The following is a 17,202-nucleotide window of genomic DNA, read 5'->3' on the forward strand; positions in this document are numbered from 1 at the left end:
CTTGCACGTCCCGAGCTGAACCCGGAAGCTTAGGCCATCAGTCACCTGACGGAGAGAATCAGCCTTGGATTGGCAAACCCTGCTAACTCGCGAACGCCTCGGAAAACCTCTGCATAGCCCCGAAGAACTCGGGCGCAGTCCCTTTCACAAGGACCACGACCGGATTATTTTTTCCGGAGCGTTCCGTCGCCTTGGGCGCAAGACCCAGGTGCACCCTGTCACCAGCAACGACCACATTCACACGCGCCTGACGCACTCGCTGGAAGTCAGTTGCGTCGGGCGTTCACTGGGCATGCGGGTGGGCGAGACCATCCGTAGCGCCCTGCCCGACTGGTGTGAGCCCAGCGACCTGGGCATGGTGGTGCAGTCGGCTTGCCTGGCTCACGACATTGGCAATCCGCCGTTTGGGCATTCCGGCGAGGACGCCATTCGCCATTGGTTCCAGCAGGCCGCAGGCCGGGGCTGGCTGGACGCGATGAGCGAAGTCGAGCGTAATGACTTCCTCAATTTTGAAGGCAACGCCCAGGGTTTTCGGGTGCTCACACAGCTTGAATACCATCAATTCGATGGCGGTACCCGCCTGACCTACGCCACCCTGGGAACATACCTCAAGTACCCATGGACGGCGAAACACGCCGATTCACTGGGCTACAAGAAGCACAAGTTCGGCTGCTACCAGAGCGAGTTGCCGCTACTGGAGCAGATTGCTCATAAACTCGGCCTGCCGCAGCTTGAAGACCAGCGCTGGGCGCGCCATCCGCTGGTCTACCTGATGGAGGCTGCGGATGACATCTGCTACGCGCTGATCGATCTGGAAGACGGCCTGGAAATGGAGCTGCTCGAGTACGCGGAAGTCGAGTCACTACTGCTGGACCTGGTCGGTGACGACCTCCCCGAAACCTACCGCCAACTCGGCCCGGCTGATTCGCGACGGCGCAAACTGGCGATCCTGCGCGGCAAGGCCATTGAGCACCTGACCAACGCCGCCGCCCGTGCGTTTGTCGAGCAACAGGATGCGTTGCTGGCCGGCACGCTGCCCGGCGATCTGGTGGAGCACATGCACGGCCCGGCAAAACGCTGCGTGTTGAATGCCAAGGACATGGCGCGTAAAAAAATCTTCCAGGACAAACGCAAGACCCTGCATGAGATAGGGGCGTACACGACACTGGAAATCCTGCTCAACGCGTTTTGCGGCGCCGCACTGGAGCAGCACGACGGTCGTACTCCTTCCTTCAAAAGCCGGCGCATCCTTGATTTGCTCGGCAACAATGCACCCGACCCACATGGCCCGCTGCATACATCATTCCTGCGCATGATCGACTTCATCGCTGGCATGACGGACAGCTACGCCAGCGAAATGGCTCTGGAAATGACTGGTCGCTCCAGTCACTGAACCGCCCCTGCTGATCGCCATTACGCCCTGCGTAACGGCCGATCAGCCGTGAGGGGTGCCGATACGCTCAAAGCTCGCCGAATCGCCCTACAGCTGTTGTCGAGCTGGCTGATCGATTGCCCCTACCTGCTGCGAAATAATAATGCTCCGTCCGTCCGACGGCTCAGGTGTGAGTATTCCGATGAACGAAGCAGACTGGCGCATCCTGTTAGTTGAAGATCACCGCTTTCAACTTGAAGCCACACAAATCCTGCTCGAAAGCTACGGCTTCGCGCACATCACTACTGCCGACAGTGCCCAGGTTGCGCTGCAGAAAATGCACGAGGCGGCACTGCCCTACGACATCCTGTTGTGCGATCAATGTTTGCCCGATTTGCGCGGACTACAATTGATTGAGGCAGCTACCAAGCTGGGAAAGATCAAACACGCGGTATTGCTAAGTTGCCTGACAACCGTAGAACTGGACGAATTAGCAAAGTCGGCGAGCAAACTGGAATTACCGTTGTTAGGCTTTCTAGTAAAACCACCGAAACGTTTTGAGCTTATAACTCTATTGACTTCTACCAGATAAACAAAATCGAAAATATGCAGACTAAAACTCAGACTAACCCGCCCACGGATATGATTTCATGCAACTTGGGAAGCTGATCTAAATTCTTAAAACCCTGACAAGTCTGATAAAAACACTAGTTGATACGTAGTACTTTTCTTGTTCTCTTGTAGGACTCATCTGATATTACGGATAGAGCTCTGCCTGTTCATGCGATGGCGGAACTATCTGAGCTAAGGTGCGCGCTTTATTTACGTTCGCATGGGATTTGATTATGAACTCCGTTTTTATCGTCGACGACCACCCAGTTATCCGCCTTGCCGTAAGAATGTTGCTGGAGCACGAAAACTTTAAAGTCGTCGGTGAAACGGACAATGGGGTTGACGCGATGCAGATGATTCGCGAATGCATGCCTGACCTGGTCATTCTGGACATCAGTATTCCCAAACTTGACGGGCTGGAAATTCTTACCCGGCTCAACGCCATGAGCACCCGCACTCGAACCCTGGTATTGACGGCACAGAGCCCGAAACTGTTCGGCATCCGTTGCATGAAGTCGGGGGCCTCGGGATATGTGTGCAAACAGGAAGAATTAAGTGAACTGGTCAGCGCCATAAAAGCTGTATTATCAGGATACAACTATTTCCCCAGTGCGGCTTTAAACCCTGTTCGAGAAGGCGACATTTGTTACGCCGAACTCGAACTATTCAAGTCAGTCAATGATCGAGAATTGATGGTGCTGCAGCTTTTCGCCCAAGGCCGCAGTAGCAAGGAAATCGCCAAAGGCATGTTCCTGAGCAACAAGACCGTCAGCACCTATAAAAAAAGACTCATGCAAAAGCTGAAGGCCAGATCCCTGGTAGAGCTCATCGAGATGGCAAAACGCAACGCACTCGTGTGAGAACCAGCATGCCCAGTCGCGCAAAGGAATACCTGATGCTGATGGCCGTGGCCCTCTTGCCGAGCGGTTCGGTGCACGCCGCGCAAATCGACAGCCAAAGCTACACCTTGCTCAGCCGGTCCACGGCCGCACAACTGGAAGTTCCACTGGATAGATCGCAACGCCTCTGGGCCAGGAGCCGATCCGAGCTGATCCTCGGCACCTCGGCACCCGACTATCCGCCCTTCGACATGACTATCGACAGCAGCCAGGATTACGAAGGGTTGACCGCCGACTACGCAGGTCTTCTCAGCGCGACCACCGGACTCCCCATCAAGGTCAGGCGGTTTTCCTCCCGGAACGACGCCATTGAGGCGCTGGAAAATGGCGAGGTCGATCTGCTGGGCACTTCGAATGGCTTCGAGGCTGAGCGTTCGGAGATTCTCCTGCCGACACCCTACGCCGTTGATCAACCGGTACTGGTCACGCGGGAGGAAGAAACCCGATCCCTGACTGATGGGCTCAGGGGCTTGCGATTGAGCATGGTCTATCACTATCTGCCGCTGGAAGAAGTCAGTCGGCTCTATCCCAACGCGGTCATCACGCCCTACCCCTCTTACCAGAATGCGATCAATGCCGTGGCCTTCGATCAGGCCGATGTGTTTCTCGGCGACACAATTTCAACTCACTACATGATCAACAAGGGCTACCTGAACAACATCCGCATGGCCAGCTTCGGCAAGCACGAGGCGCACGGTTTCAGCTTTGCGGTGCATAAAGACAATCGGCAATTGCTCGGCATCATCAACTCGATGCTGGCCGCTTTGCCGACCAGTGAAAAAGACAACATCGGCAAGCGCTGGAGTGCCGGCAGTGACATCCTCCTCAGCGATCACAACCTGCAATTCACCGACCGCGAAAAACGCTGGATCGCCACCCACCCAGTGGTGCGCGTGGTCGTGAACGAAGCTTACGCACCGCTGACGTTTTTCGACCGCGATGGCAACTTTCGTGGAGTCACAGCCGATCTGCTGGAGTTGATCAGGCTGCGCACCGGCCTGCGCTTCGATGTTCAGCGCAGCCGTAACGATGGCGAGATGATCAGGCTGGTCGACGAGAAGCAGGCCGACATGATCACCGCCCTGCTGCCCAGCGCTCAACGTGAAGCCACGCTGAGTTTCACCCGCCCCTACCTGCAGAACTCGTTTGTCCTGCTGACGCGAAAACTCGCGGATAGCCCGCGCAATCTCGAACAGATGCGCGACAAGCGCCTGGCCATCGCCCAAGGCAACCCGATGGTGGAGTACCTGCGTCGCGAATTCCCGCAAATCAAACTGATCGAGACTCCCGACACCTTCAGCGCCGTAGAAATGCTGTCGGACGGTCGCGCAGACGCTGCGGTCAACTCACTGGTGATCGCCAACTATTTCATGTCCGCACGGATCTTCGAGCACGAGCTGCAGATCAGCACCACCATCGGCACCCAACAGGCGGCGTTTTCACTTGCGACCGCGCGGGATGCCAAGGAGCTGAACTCGATTCTCGACAAGGCACTGCTGAGCATTGCCCCGGACGAACTGGGGGTGATCAACAGTCGCTGGCGCGGCTACTCGGCATCCGCGCAGGACTCCTGGCAAAACTATCACCGGATCTTTTACCAGGTCGTCATCAGCGCCGGTGTCCTGCTGTTGATGTCAGTCGCCTGGAACGCTTACATGCGTCGCCAGATCAAGCAGCGCCAGGCCGCCGAGCGCGCGTTGAATGATCAATATGAATTCATGCGCTCGCTGGTCAACGGCACACCTCATCCGATCTATGTTCGCGACCGCCAGGGTTTGCTGCAAAGCTGCAACGACAGCTACCTCGAGGCGTTCAACGCCAAACGCGAAGACGTCATCGGCAAAAGCGTGATGCAGGGCAACATGAGCAACGCCTTCGAGGCGCGGGAATATCAGGCCGATTATCAACGCGTAGTCGCCGAAGGCGTCCCGCTGGTGCTCGACCGGGCACTGCACATCGGTGGACGCCGGCTGACCATTTATCACTGGGTACTGCCCTATCGTGATTCGCGCGGCAAGGTCCAGGGCATCATCGGCGGCTGGATCGACATCAGTGACCGGCGCCAACTGTTCGAGGAACTGCGGCTTGCCAAAGAGCGCGCCGATGAGGCCAACCGCGCCAAAAGTACCTTTCTGGCGACCATGAGCCATGAAATCCGCACTCCGATGAACGCCGTCATTGGCATGTTGGAATTGACGCTCAAGCGGATTGAACAGGATCACCCGGATCGGCCCGCGATCGACGTGGCCTACAACTCCGCGCGAGACCTGCTGGAGCTCATCGGCGACATTCTAGACATTGCACGCATCGAGTCCGGGCGCCTGGAATTGAACCCGGAACGGGTCAACCTCCATGAGGTCGTAGCGTCGGTCGTGAAAATCTTCGAAGGCCTGGCACGGCAGAAACAACTCGAGCTACTGCTGGAATTTCACTGCGCCAACCCCGACATTGATGTACTGCTGGACCCTATGCGGTTCAAGCAGGTGCTGTCCAACCTGATCAGTAACGCTATCAAGTTCACCACTCATGGCCATGTCAGGATCGTCGTTGAACTGAGCCCCACCGAGGCCGACGAGGTACGCCTGAATCTGAACGTGGAAGACAGCGGTATTGGCATCAGCGAGGAAGATCAGCGACGGCTGTTCTCTCCTTTCGCTCAGGCAGACAACTCCGCCAAGGCCGGCCGTGGCGGAGCAGGCCTGGGGCTGATGATCAGTCGCAGCCTGTGCAAGCTGATGGGCGGCAGCCTGCGGTTGAGCAGTCGTCCGGGCACTGGCACTCAAGTCATGGTTGCCCTGCACCTGCCAGCACTACCCCGGAAACCGGCGGTATTGACCATTGAACAGGCGCCCCAACCGCCCAGGACCGCACTCAAAGTCCTGGTGGTCGATGACCACCCTGCCAATCGCCTGCTGATGTGCCAGCAACTGGAGTTTCTCGGGCATGTGTCGCAGGTTGCAGAGGATGGCGCAGCGGCGCTCTGCCTGTGGAAGAGTGAGGCATTCGACCTGGTGATTGCCGACTGCAACATGCCAGTCATGAGCGGGTACGAGCTGGCTCGCGCCATTCGCAGCGAGGAGCGGCGCTCGCAACGTCCGCCCATGGTCATCCTGGGGTTCACTGCCAATGCCCAGCCGGAAGAAATCACCCGCTGCAAGGAGGCCGGTATGGATGACTGCCTGTTCAAGCCGCTGACCCTGACCGCTTTGAGCCACTGGATCGAAAACCTCAACACCGAGACGCACAGCCCGGCATTCAGTCTCGAGGGGCTGCAGCAACTGACAGGCGGGAATCCGCTGTTGGACCTGCGATTGCTCAACGAGCTGCTCAAAAGCAATCGTCTGGACCGGCAGGAACTGCTGGCCGTGGCGAGCACGTCTGAGCCACAGGCATTCCTGGACATTGCCCACAAAATCAAGGGCGCCGCGCGGATTATCCAGGCCACGCGCCTCATCGACAGCTGCGAATTACTGGAGGCCGCCTGCCAGGGTGCATTCGATCCCGGCGCAGTAGCCGACTGCATCGAGGCAATGGAAAGCGCCATGCTGCAACTGGAAGTGGCCCTCGAACAGCAAATAAGCACCCACGAGCGCAGCACAACGATGGAGCCTTAACTATGCTTGGGCGCTGAGCAGTGAGTTAAACCCCTTATGGAGACACTGCAATGCCCAGCCCACTGCGCCCTGATCCGCGGCGATTGCCGCTGCATATCCACATCAGTGTCATGTTCACCTTGCTGTTGTTGCTCACGGGCGTGGTACTGGGGCTTTTCAACTATCACCAGACCACGCAGATCATTTTGTCGAGCAGTGAAAAGCTCTTCGAGCGGATCGAGCAGGACGTCCGGCTAGACCTGCACACCACCTACCAACCCATCCGTCATCTGTTGCGACTGCTGGCCGATAATCCGGCTACCCAGGCGCCAGACCTCGAGCAGCGACTGGCATTGCTCAAGCCCTTCAGCCAGTCACTGACCGATAATCCCGACCTGGCTTCGCTGTACCTGGGCTATGGCAACGGGGATTTTTTCATGGTCCGGCCCTTGCGCACAGCCGAGCTGAAAGCGCGCACCAAGGCGCCGGACGCTGCCGCATTCCAGGTCTGGAGCATCGAGCGTCAGCGCAGCGATGGTCAGATCAAGTCCCAGTCGCTGTTTTTTGATCGCGACCTGCAGCTCATCGACCGCCTGGACCATCCCGACGAAACCTATGACCCGCGGGCTCGCGCGTGGTTTTCGAGTGCTCGCACCGAGCAGGAACAGATCACGACCGAGCCTTATGTATTCTTCTCCACCCACAATGTCGGGACCACCTTGGCCCGGCGCAGCGGCGAGCAAGCGGTGATGGGCGCCGACCTGACCTTGGCCGAACTCTCCGCCACCCTGGCCAAACACGTGGTGACCCCGGCGACTGAAATCGTGCTGTTCGACGCCCAGGGCAATGCCATCGCTTATCCCGACAGCAGCCGGCTTATTGTTGACGACCAGAGCGCCCGCCTGATCAAGGCCGCCGATTTGAGCCCCAGCCTCGCCGCCCTGCTGGGCAATCCAGCGGCGGGCAATCGGCTGGAGGCCGGTGGGCGGCGATGGATTGTCGCCCAAAGCAGCATGCAGGAAGGTGGACCCCAGGGTTTGCATTTGGCCTTGCTGGTGCCTGAAGACGAGTTGCTGGTCGATGCGTACCGCCTGCGCTGGCAAGGTGCGCTGGTGACCCTGGCCACGCTGTTGCTGTGCCTGCCGCTAGGGTGGCTGACCTCGCGAATCCTGGTCAAACCCCTGCGTGCGCTGGTGCAGGAAGCCGACGCCATCCGTAGTTTCGACTTCAATTTTCCCGCCACCAAGCGTTCACCCGTTCTCGAAGTGGACCAGTTGGGTGTGTCGATGGCGCGCATGAAAGACACCTTGGCGAGTTTTTTCCAGATCACTGACAGCCTCAGCGCCGAGACCCGTTTTGGCCCGCTGCTGGAACGGGTGCTGTTTGAAACGGTGAAAATCGGTCAGGCCCAGGCTGGCCTGATCTACCTGCGGGAAAACGATGGTGACCGCTTCGTTCCCCTGGGCCTGGTGATCGAAGGTGCATCCCGGGACCTGGCCGCGTTCGACATTCAGGGACACGAGCCGCAGTCCGCGGAAAGTCCCGAATGGCTGCGGCAATTGGCCGAGGTCGACAGCATCGTGACCAGCCTGGGATTCGAGCAGGCCGAGGATTTGCGTAAAGTACTGCTGGAGCTGGAAAGCCCGCGGGTCCACCTGATCGGAATTCGCCTGCACAACCGGCATAACGAGACGGTCGGCCTGCTGGTGCTGCTCCTGGCCGACAGCGGCCATCCGATTGACCTGGAAAAACTGCGTCCGGATCGCATCGCCTTTCTTCAGGCGGTGTCCGGAGCCGCAGCGGTCAGCATCGAAAGCCAGCGCCTGCAAACCAAACAAAAACAGCTGCTGGATTCTTTCATCCAGCTGCTGGCGGGTGCGATCGATGCGAAAAGCCCCTATACCGGTGGCCACTGCCAGCGTGTACCGGCCTTGACCCTGATGCTCGCGCAAGCGGCGGCTGCCAGCCAGGAGCCGGCTTTCAAAAGCTACCAGCCAACCGAAGACGAGTGGGAAGCCTTGCACATCGCCGCCTGGCTGCATGACTGCGGCAAGGTCACTACCCCGGAATATGTGGTCGATAAAGCCACCAAACTGGAAACCCTGAACGACCGTATCCACGAGATCCGCACGCGATTCGAAGTGCTCAAGCGCGACGCCTGGGTCAACTACTGGCAGGCCATGGCCCTGGGCGCGGATGAGCAGCAATTGGCCGAGCTGCGCGATGCCAGCCTGGTCGCACTGGATGATGACTTCGCGTTCATCGCCCGCTGCAACCTGGGCAGCGAAGCCATGGCTGAAGACGATTTGCAACGTCTACGCAACCTGGCGCAACGTACCTGGACCCGCACCCTGGACGATCGACTCGGCGTTTCATGGGAAGAGAACCGCCGTCAGGCGCGCACCCCCGCGCCGATCCTGCCAGTCAGTGAACCGCTGCTGGCGGACAAACCCGAACATCTGTTCGAGCGCGCCGAGAGTGAATTGATTCCTGCGGAAAACCCCTGGGGCTTCAAGCTCGACGTTCCGCGCTACAAGTACAATCGCGGCGAGCTGTACAACCTGAGCATTGCCCGGGGCACCCTGACACGAGAGGAACGCTACATCATCAATCACCACATGGTGCAGACGATCCTGATGCTCAGCCACCTGCCCTTCCCCGGTCACCTCAACAACGTCGCGGAGATCGCTGGCGGCCATCACGAAAAAATGGACGGCACCGGTTACCCCAAGCAATTGAGGCGCGAAGAAATGAGCCTGCCGGCGCGGATGATGGCGATTGCCGATATCTTTGAGGCACTGACAGCTGCCGATCGCCCGTACAAGAAGGCCAAGTCATTGAGCGAAGCACTGGGCATCATGGCCACGATGTGCCGGGACTCGCACATCGATCCCGAGTTGTTCGAACTGTTCATCGACGCTGGTATCTACCGGCAATACGCCGAGCAATTCCTCGATCCACAGCAGATCGATGCGGTGGACACGGCAAGCCTGCTGGTCAAGGCAGGCTTGCAGCGGTGATCAGCAATCGGTCAAGCGCAGGAAAATCGCGGCCAATTGCTCGATGCCAGCCTGATCCTGTGCGGTAAAACGCGCCAGTTTCGGGCTGTCGAGATCGAGCACGCCGATGAGCCGACCGTCCTTGACCAGAGGCACTACCAACTCGCTGTTGGAGGCGCTGTCGCAGGCGATATGCCCGGCAAATGCATGAACATCCTCGACCCGCTGAGTCTGCAAGGTGGCCGCTGCGGCCCCGCATACACCCCGCCCGAAGGGAATGCGCACGCAGGCGATCTGGCCCTGGAACGGCCCCAGCACCAGTTCTTCGTTACGGTTGAGGTAGAAGCCTGCCCAGTTCAAATCATCCAGCTGGTTGAACAGGAACGCGGAAAACTGCGCGGCGTTGGCAATGAAATCCCGCTCGTCCGCCAGCAGCGACTCCAGCTGCGCATGCAACATGCCGTAGCCTTCGAGGCCCTGGCCGCTCTGTTGTAAATCGATCATGCCTTGTGCTCCAACAGCTTTAACCCGACCCAATAACGGGCAAATTGATAGGCGCAACGGCCGTTGCGGTTGCCGCGCCCGGTGGCCCAGCGCACGGCGAGGATATCCAGCTCCTCGTCACGCTGCCATTTGAGGCCAGCCTTGTCGGCCAATTGCCCGATCCAGTGCTCGACCACGTTCAGGAAGTGTTCCTGGGTGAACGGATAAAACGATAGCCACAAGCCGAAGCGGTCCGACAGCGCGATTTTGTCTTCCACGGCTTCGCTGGGGTGCAGTTCACCGTCGACGCGTTTCCAGTTTTCGTTATCACTTTCCTTTTCCGGCACCAGGTGCCGGCGATTGGACGTGGCGTACAGCAATACGTTGTCTGGCGCCTGTTCAAGGGAGCCGTCGAGTACGCTCTTGAGCACCCGATAGTCGCCCTCGCCCGACTCGAAGGACAGGTCGTCGCAAAACAGCACAAAACGCTGGGGCAGTTTGGCGATCTGCTCAACCACGCGCGGCAGGTCGGCCAGGTGATCGCGCTCAATCTCGATCAGCCGCAAGCCTGCATCGGCATGTTCGGCCAGGAGCGCGCGCACCAGCGATGACTTGCCGGTCCCCCGGGAACCCCACAGCAGCGCGTGGTTGGCGGGCATGCCATCGAGGAATTGTTGAGTGTTGCGGCCCAACTGCTCCAGCTGGCGGTCGACGCCGATCAGGTCGGACAGGCGCATGTCGAGGCTGACTTCCAGGGGCAGCAGAAACCCGCTGCGCCCCTCGCGCTGCCAGCGTGCAGCCAGGCAAGTGGTCCAGTCGATGGCCTGCCGAGGTGCGGGCAGCAGCGGTTCGATACGGGCTAGAACGGCATCGGCACGCTCCAGAAAAGCATTCAATCGGGAATCCACGTCTTCTCCTCGGGCACGTTCACATTGATGATTACGCTACAGCGATGATCCACAGCCAGCGGATGCCCGCTTCAACCCATGCTTCAGGGCTCGCGACAACCGCAGTATCCATGCATCATCGACTATGCTTGAGCAGCGAAGGGAAACGGAAGTGGTTCAACACCCTATGGATATCAAATTCACCAACCGGCTTTCTTACAAACAAGCCCGGCTGACCGTGCTCGTCGGTTTCATTCTTGGCACGCTGCTCAGCCTGCTGCAGATTGGCATCGATTATGCCAGTGAAGATGCCTCCATCAACCGTGAAATCCAGTCTTTGCTGGAAATCAGCCACAACCCGGCGTCGCGCATCGCCTACAACATCGACGCTGAACTCGCCCAGGAGCTGACTCTGGGGCTATTGCGCTCGCCGGCCATCATTGGCGCGCAGTTGATCGATAACAACGGCACGGTGCTGGCGAAGGTCAAGCGACCAGAGCAACAAAGCAGTTACCGGGTGATCAGCGACTTCCTGTTTGGTGCCGAGCGCCAGTTCGAAGATCGCCTGTACCTGGATCACTTGCCCACAGAATCCCTTGGCACCCTGCGCCTGGAAGTCGACACCTATGCATTCGGCAGCCGGTTTCTGCGCCGGGCCGAAGTCACGCTGCTCAATGGATTTGCCCGGAGCCTGTTGTTGACCGGCATCCTGCTCGCGCTGTTCTACGTGATGCTGACCAAACCGCTGGTGCGGGTTATCCGTGAGCTGAGCGGCCGTGACCCACGCAGTGTCGAACCGACCTGGCTGGAATACCCGGCGGGCCATCAGCACGATGAAATTGGCGTATTGGTTAAAGTGGCCAATCAGCAATTCGAGAACATCGCCACGGAAATCCAGCAACGGCGCAATGCTGAAAACCGCCTGACTGACTACCTCGCGCAACTGGAAAATATCGTTTCCGCCCGGACCGCAGAACTCAAGGCGATCAACAATCGCCTCAGCCAGTCCAACCAGGAACTGGAAACCGCCCGCAGCACCGCCCTGGATATGGCCGAAGCACGCTCGGTGTTCCTCGCCAATATGAGCCACGAAATTCGCACGCCACTCAACGGTCTGCTGGGGATGATTGCGTTGTCCCTGGACGGTCCGCTCAATGCTGAACAGCAGCAGCAACTGTCCATCGCCCATGACTCGGGCAAGGTGCTGGTAGAGTTGCTCAACGACATTCTCGACCTGTCGAAATTCGACGCAGGCCAACTCGAGCTCGAGCACATTCCATTCGACCTCGGAGCGCTGGTCGAGGACACCGCCAACCTGCTATCGCAGAACGCCGCGCCCAGTGTCGAACTGACCTGCCTGATCGATCCGCACTTTCCAGCACTGGTGCTGGGTGATCCGACCCGGGTTCGGCAGATCGTCAGCAACCTGCTGTCCAATGCGCTTAAATTCACCCGTTTCGGCCGAGTCGACGTACGCCTTGGCACCTTCAGGGACGGCGTCAGAATTGAAGTCTGCGACACCGGCATCGGCATTCCCCTGGATGCCCAGGTGAAGATTTTTCAACCGTTTACCCAGGCAGGCGCCGGTATTACGCGGCAATTCGGCGGGACCGGGCTGGGCCTGGCGCTGACCTACAACCTTTGCGAAGCCATGCAGGGGCGACTGTCCATCAGCTCGGAAGCAGGGTTCGGCAGCCAGTTCTGTGCCGACTTGCCGCTGCCCTGCCACACCCGCGCCCTGCCTCCTGTGGCCTTGCATGGCAGGGTTATCGCCATCACTGCGGCGAGCAGCGGCCTGGCGGAGTTGCTAAAGACTGTGTTGCCGGTGTGGGGACTTGAATATCAACAGCGCTCGATCGATGACTCGATGATTGGCCTGGACCCCGACGTGGTCATCACCGACTGCCCGGAATGCCTGTTTGTCCTGCGCCCCGCCTGCACCGCACCGATCCTGCTGGTGACCGCCTACGGCAGTTTCATGCCCAGCGAACAAGCCAGCGCCCTCGCCCCGTTGCAACAGCAAGCGCGGCCATTGGCGCGCAACGCGCTGTTCCAGACATTGCGCCGGGTCCTGCAACCGGAGATCAACACGATCAACGATGCGCGATTGGAAGCACTGTCACCCCAGCGCCGCGGGCGGGTGTTGCTGGTGGAGGACAATCCGGTTAACCAGTTGGTGGCCAAGGGCATGCTGGGCAAGCTTGGCTGCGAGGTGATAGTCGCGGCGCATGGCGCCGAGGCCCTGGATCAACTGGAGCAGCACGAGTTCGACCTGGTGCTGATGGACTGCAACATGCCGGTGATGGATGGCTATGAGGCCAGCCGACAGATCCGCCGCAGCGGGCGCTGGCCGCAATTGCCGATAGTGGCGTTGACTGCAAATGCCATGTCCGAAGAGCGCGAACGCTGCCGGGCGGCGGGCATGAGTGACTATCTGGCCAAACCGTTCCGCCGCGAGGAACTGGCGGCCCTGCTGGATTCATGGATGCCGGCTACGACAACGCCTTGATCTGTCCCAGCAGATGATCCAGCCCCTCACGCAAGTCGTGCAGCCGATCCAGATCGACGCCGCTGTCGCACAACAGCCGGGCCTTGAGCGGCCCGACCCGATCACGCAATGCCTGGCCCGCAGGCGAAAGACTCAGGTGCACTTCGCGCTCGTCCCGGGATGAACGTTGGCGCTGGACCAATTGCAGCTGTTCGAGTCGTTTAAGTAATGGCGTGAGAGTCCCGGAATCCAGGGCCAGGCGTTCGCCCAAGGCCTTGACCGTCGGCTGCTGCGGGGCCTTTTCCTGCCACTCCCATAGCACCAGCATTGCCAGGTACTGCGGGTAGGTCAGTCCGAGCTGGTCGAGCATCGGCTTGTACGCGCGGATCACTGCCCGGGAGGCGGCGTACAGTTTGAAGCAGAGCTGGCTGTCGAGCTGCAGGGAGTCGAACGGCGGTTTCATTTGAGCAGGGCTTCGATCTCGCGGCTCAGGTCCTGCGGTTTGGTCGCTGGGGCGAAGCGCTTGACCAGTTGTCCGTCCTTGCCGATCAGGAATTTGGTGAAGTTCCATTTGATGCCTTGGGAACCCAGTACTCCGGGAGCGCGTTTTTTCAGCTGGACGAATAGCGGGTGGGCGCCTGCTCCGTTGACTTCGATTTTTTTGAACAGCGGGAAGCTGACGCCGAAATTGAGCTCGCAGAATTCGGAAATCGCTCCGTCGTTACCGGGTTCCTGTTTGCCAAACTGGTTGCAGGGGAAGCCCAGCACTACCAGGCCCTGGTCCTTGTAGGTTTGCCATAGCGCCTCGAGTCCTTTGTATTGAGGGGTGAAGCCGCATTTGCTGGCGGTGTTGACGACCAGTACGGCCTTACCTGCGTAATCGGCCAGGGTTTTCTGCTCGCCGGTGATGGTGGTGCAGGGGATGGTCAGCAGGTTGTCGGTCATGGTTGGGCTCTGGGCTATCTTTGAGGGGGGGTTGGTTTAAGATAGTTGGCGATTTAATTGTGTGCAATTTAATTTTGACTGGCTTGGCGTTATTGGGGGCATATCCGTTTTTTTTGTTATGGCTGCTTAGGGTTCCGCTCTTACAGCGGGTTACTTTGAAAAGGCTGCGCGCCCCGGCGCAAAGTAACCAAACGCTTTCTGCCCCACCACTCGGCACCTCGCCTAGGCTCGGTGTGCCCTCACTCCGGCATTGCTCCGCGGGTCGCCGCGATGGGGCATCCCTGCCCCAGCGCGGCTAAACCGGCATCCATGCCGGTTTACCCGCTACGCAATGCCTGCGTTCGGCCAGCGTGGTTAATGGGCGCCTGCAATCCAAAGCTCGCCGTGGCGGCCTTCGGGCCGACCAAGGCATCAAGCCGGCGCGCTGCGCTGGTTTGATCGTGCCTGTCCTCTGGCCGTGCCGCCCCCCCTGCTCGCGATGGACGTGAACGATTACGCATACTTACTGAATAAACACGCCCCTGTAGGAGCCTGGCTTGCCAGCGATAGCGCCCGCGAGATCGCCATCGCCGGCAAGCCGGGCTCCTACAGGGGATTTTGGTTGTGCCAAAAATTGCCTTCACGTAACACCGCCGATGCAAAGCCGAACTTCGTGCCAGGTCGGCTTTCAGGCCGCCTCGGCCCGGTTGTTGATCGCGGACGCCCCGTTAACCACGATGGCCGAACGCAGGTATTGCGCAGCGGGGAACCGGCAAGGATGCCGGTTTAGCCGCGCTGGGCCAGGGATGGCCCATCGCGGCGACCCGCGGAGCAATGCCTGCGTTCGGGCACACCGAGCCTAAGCGAGGTGCCGAGTGGTGGGGCAAAAAGCGTTTGGTTACTTGGCGCTTTTCCAAGTAACCCGCCGTAAGGGCGGAACCCTAAGCAGCCATAACAAACAAAACGGATATGTACACGGTCAAACCCAGCCAAACCGCAGTCAAACCGCGGTCAACCCCGAGGCACAAGCTCCAAACAAACCGAGTTAATGCAATACCGCAACCCAGTAGGCGGCGGCCCATCCGGGAACACATGCCCCAGATGCGCATCGCACTTGGCGCACACCACCTCGGTACGAATCATCCCGTGGCTGACATCACGAATCTCAACCATCGCACTGTCACCAATCGGCGCATAAAAGCTCGGCCAGCCACAGCCTGAGTCAAATTTGGTCTCCGAATCAAAAAGCGCCTCGTTGCAGCAGATACAGTGGTAAACACCATCGGTTTTGGTGCCATTGTATTTACCGGAAAACGGCCGTTCGGTGCCCTTGAGACGGCAAACGTTGTACTGCTCCGGATCGAGCATGGCCTTCCATTCTTCCAGGGTTTTTTCCAACTTTTCCATCGTCACACCTCAGCAGCTGAAAAAGCCCGATCTGTACCTTTTCCACGGATCGGGCGGCACGTATGATTGCGCCTCGTCAAACGCCAGTCTGGCAGCCAGACCACGCGCATTCAAACGGATTTACGGGTGCCGCATCTCAAGGCGCCAGGCCTGTGCGAATACGCAGGATTCCCAGTACGGTAGTTCATACGCCGCCTGGATCGTTCATTTTCGGGAACACATCGCCATGCAGGTCAGCAAATCGAACAAGCTCGCCAACGTCTGCTACGACATTCGCGGCCCAGTGCTCAAGCACGCCAAACGCCTGGAAGAGGAAGGCCATCGCATCCTCAAGCTGAACATCGGCAATCCTGCGCCTTTTGGTTTCGAAGCGCCGGACGAAATTCTCCAGGACGTGATCCGCAACCTGCCTACTGCCCAAGGCTACAGTGACTCCAAGGGGCTGTTCAGCGCACGCAAGGCCGTCATGCAGTACTACCAGCAAAAGCAGGTGGAAGGCGTCGGCATTGAAGACATCTATCTGGGCAACGGCGTTTCCGAGCTGATCGTGATGTCGATGCAGGCCCTGCTCAACAACGGCGACGAAGTGCTGGTGCCGGCCCCGGACTATCCGCTGTGGACCGCTGCAGTCAGCCTGTCCGGCGGCAACCCGGTGCATTATCTGTGCGATGAACAAGCCAACTGGTGGCCCGACCTGGCCGACATCAAGGCCAAGATCACGCCGAACACCAAGGCACTGGTGATCATTAACCCGAACAACCCAACCGGCGCGGTGTATTCGAAAGAAGTCCTGCTGGGCATGCTGGAGCTGGCCCGCCAGCACAACCTGGTGGTTTTCTCCGACGAGATCTACGACAAGATCCTGTACGACGATGCCGTCCACATCTGCACCGCCTCCCTGGCCCCGGACCTGCTGTGCCTGACGTTCAACGGCCTGTCCAAATCCTACCGCGTGGCGGGCTTCCGTTCCGGCTGGATCGCCATTTCCGGCCCGAAACACCACGCCCAGAGCTACATCGAAGGCATCGACATGCTGGCCAACATGCGCCTGTGCGCCAACGTGCCAAGCCAGCACGCAATCCAGACCGCTCTGGGCGGCTACCAGAGCATCAATGACCTCGTGCTGCCTCAAGGCCGTCTGCTGGAACAGCGCAATCGGACCTGGGAACTGCTCAACGACATCCCCGGTGTGAGTTGCGTCAAACCTATGGGCGCCCTTTACGCCTTCCCACGAATCGATCCGAAAATCTGCCCGATCCATAACGACGAGAAATTCGTGCTCGACCTGCTGCTTTCGGAAAAGCTACTGGTGGTGCAGGGCACGGCGTTCAACTGGCCGTGGCCGGATCACTTCCGGGTTGTGACGCTGCCTCGAGTGGATGACCTGGATATGGCCATAGGCCGCATCGGCAATTTCCTCAAATCCTATCGTCAGTAAGACCGAGGTTCACCGTGCGAGCCCGTCGCACGGTGACTAATTCAGCAATACATATTCCCCCCCTACCCTGCATAACCAAGGCGCTCCTCAACCGAAGCCC

Annotated in this window: 12 protein-coding genes; 7 read left to right on the forward strand and 5 right to left on the reverse strand. The window is 59.1% G+C overall.

Going from position 1 to position 17,202, the window contains the following annotated elements; genetic code table 11:
- Positions 1–64: 64 nt before the first annotated feature.
- The 5 genes from ORL50_RS21175 to ORL50_RS21195 all read left to right on the forward strand — a co-directional run bounded on the left by ORL50_RS21175 (position 65) and on the right by ORL50_RS21195 (position 9,496).
- The gene (locus ORL50_RS21175) at positions 65–1,393 is read left to right on the forward strand and encodes a deoxyguanosinetriphosphate triphosphohydrolase (protein WP_266017769.1); all 1,329 of its coding nucleotides are present in this window, start codon (positions 65–67) and stop codon (positions 1,391–1,393) included.
- A 181-nt stretch (positions 1,394–1,574) separates the two neighbouring features.
- Entirely contained in the window at positions 1,575–1,964 is a 390-nt protein-coding gene (locus ORL50_RS21180) for a response regulator (protein WP_266017771.1), read from the forward strand.
- Positions 1,965–2,217: 253 nt separating this feature from the next.
- The gene (locus tag ORL50_RS21185) at positions 2,218–2,844 is read left to right on the forward strand and encodes a response regulator transcription factor (RefSeq protein ID WP_266017773.1); all 627 of its coding nucleotides are present in this window, start codon (positions 2,218–2,220) and stop codon (positions 2,842–2,844) included.
- A gap of 8 nt (positions 2,845–2,852) precedes the next feature.
- Positions 2,853–6,497 carry a transporter substrate-binding domain-containing protein gene (locus ORL50_RS21190; RefSeq protein WP_266017775.1) on the forward strand — a complete coding sequence of 1,215 codons (3,645 nt, stop codon included), beginning with the start codon at positions 2,853–2,855 and terminating at the stop codon, positions 6,495–6,497.
- A 50-nt stretch (positions 6,498–6,547) separates the two neighbouring features.
- Positions 6,548–9,496: an HD domain-containing phosphohydrolase gene (locus ORL50_RS21195; protein ID WP_266017777.1), complete on the forward strand. Its 2,949-nt coding sequence runs from the start codon at positions 6,548–6,550 to the stop codon at positions 9,494–9,496.
- Here ORL50_RS21195 and ORL50_RS21200 read toward each other — a convergent pair whose 3' ends face one another.
- Positions 9,497–9,979, reverse strand: a complete 483-nt coding sequence (locus ORL50_RS21200; RefSeq protein WP_266017778.1) for a GAF domain-containing protein — start codon at positions 9,977–9,979, stop codon at positions 9,497–9,499.
- Positions 9,976–10,866 carry an ATP-binding protein gene (locus ORL50_RS21205; RefSeq protein ID WP_266017779.1) on the reverse strand — a complete coding sequence of 297 codons (891 nt, stop codon included), beginning with the start codon at positions 10,864–10,866 and terminating at the stop codon, positions 9,976–9,978. Before ORL50_RS21205 ends, ORL50_RS21200 begins: the two co-directional genes overlap by 4 nt.
- Before the next feature lie 166 nt (positions 10,867–11,032).
- Here ORL50_RS21205 and ORL50_RS21210 point away from each other — a divergent pair, with 166 nt between their 5' ends.
- A complete protein-coding gene (locus ORL50_RS21210; RefSeq protein ID WP_266017781.1) occupies positions 11,033–13,354 on the forward strand; it encodes a hybrid sensor histidine kinase/response regulator in 2,322 nt (773 codons plus the stop codon).
- On the opposite strand, the gene ORL50_RS21215 is transcribed toward ORL50_RS21210, so the two are convergent.
- The 3 genes from ORL50_RS21215 to msrB form a co-directional block, all read right to left on the reverse strand.
- Positions 13,338–13,796, reverse strand: coding sequence for a MarR family winged helix-turn-helix transcriptional regulator (locus ORL50_RS21215; protein WP_266017783.1), 459 nt, complete (start codon positions 13,794–13,796; stop codon positions 13,338–13,340). The genes ORL50_RS21210 and ORL50_RS21215 overlap by 17 nt on opposite strands.
- Entirely contained in the window at positions 13,793–14,278 is a 486-nt protein-coding gene (locus tag ORL50_RS21220) for a glutathione peroxidase (RefSeq protein WP_266017785.1), read from the reverse strand. The genes ORL50_RS21215 and ORL50_RS21220 overlap by 4 nt, the downstream gene beginning before the upstream one ends.
- Before the next feature lie 990 nt (positions 14,279–15,268).
- Positions 15,269–15,664, reverse strand: coding sequence for a peptide-methionine (R)-S-oxide reductase MsrB (msrB, locus tag ORL50_RS21225; protein ID WP_266017787.1), 396 nt, complete (start codon positions 15,662–15,664; stop codon positions 15,269–15,271).
- A gap of 226 nt (positions 15,665–15,890) precedes the next feature.
- Here msrB and ORL50_RS21230 point away from each other — a divergent pair, with 226 nt between their 5' ends.
- Positions 15,891–17,102 carry a pyridoxal phosphate-dependent aminotransferase gene (locus ORL50_RS21230; protein ID WP_266017789.1) on the forward strand — a complete coding sequence of 404 codons (1,212 nt, stop codon included), beginning with the start codon at positions 15,891–15,893 and terminating at the stop codon, positions 17,100–17,102.
- Positions 17,103–17,202: the final 100 nt, after the last annotated feature.

It is taken from the genome of Pseudomonas sp. RIT-562 (genome assembly GCF_026241895.1).
GTDB lineage: Bacteria > Pseudomonadota > Gammaproteobacteria > Pseudomonadales > Pseudomonadaceae > Aquipseudomonas > Aquipseudomonas mandelii_F.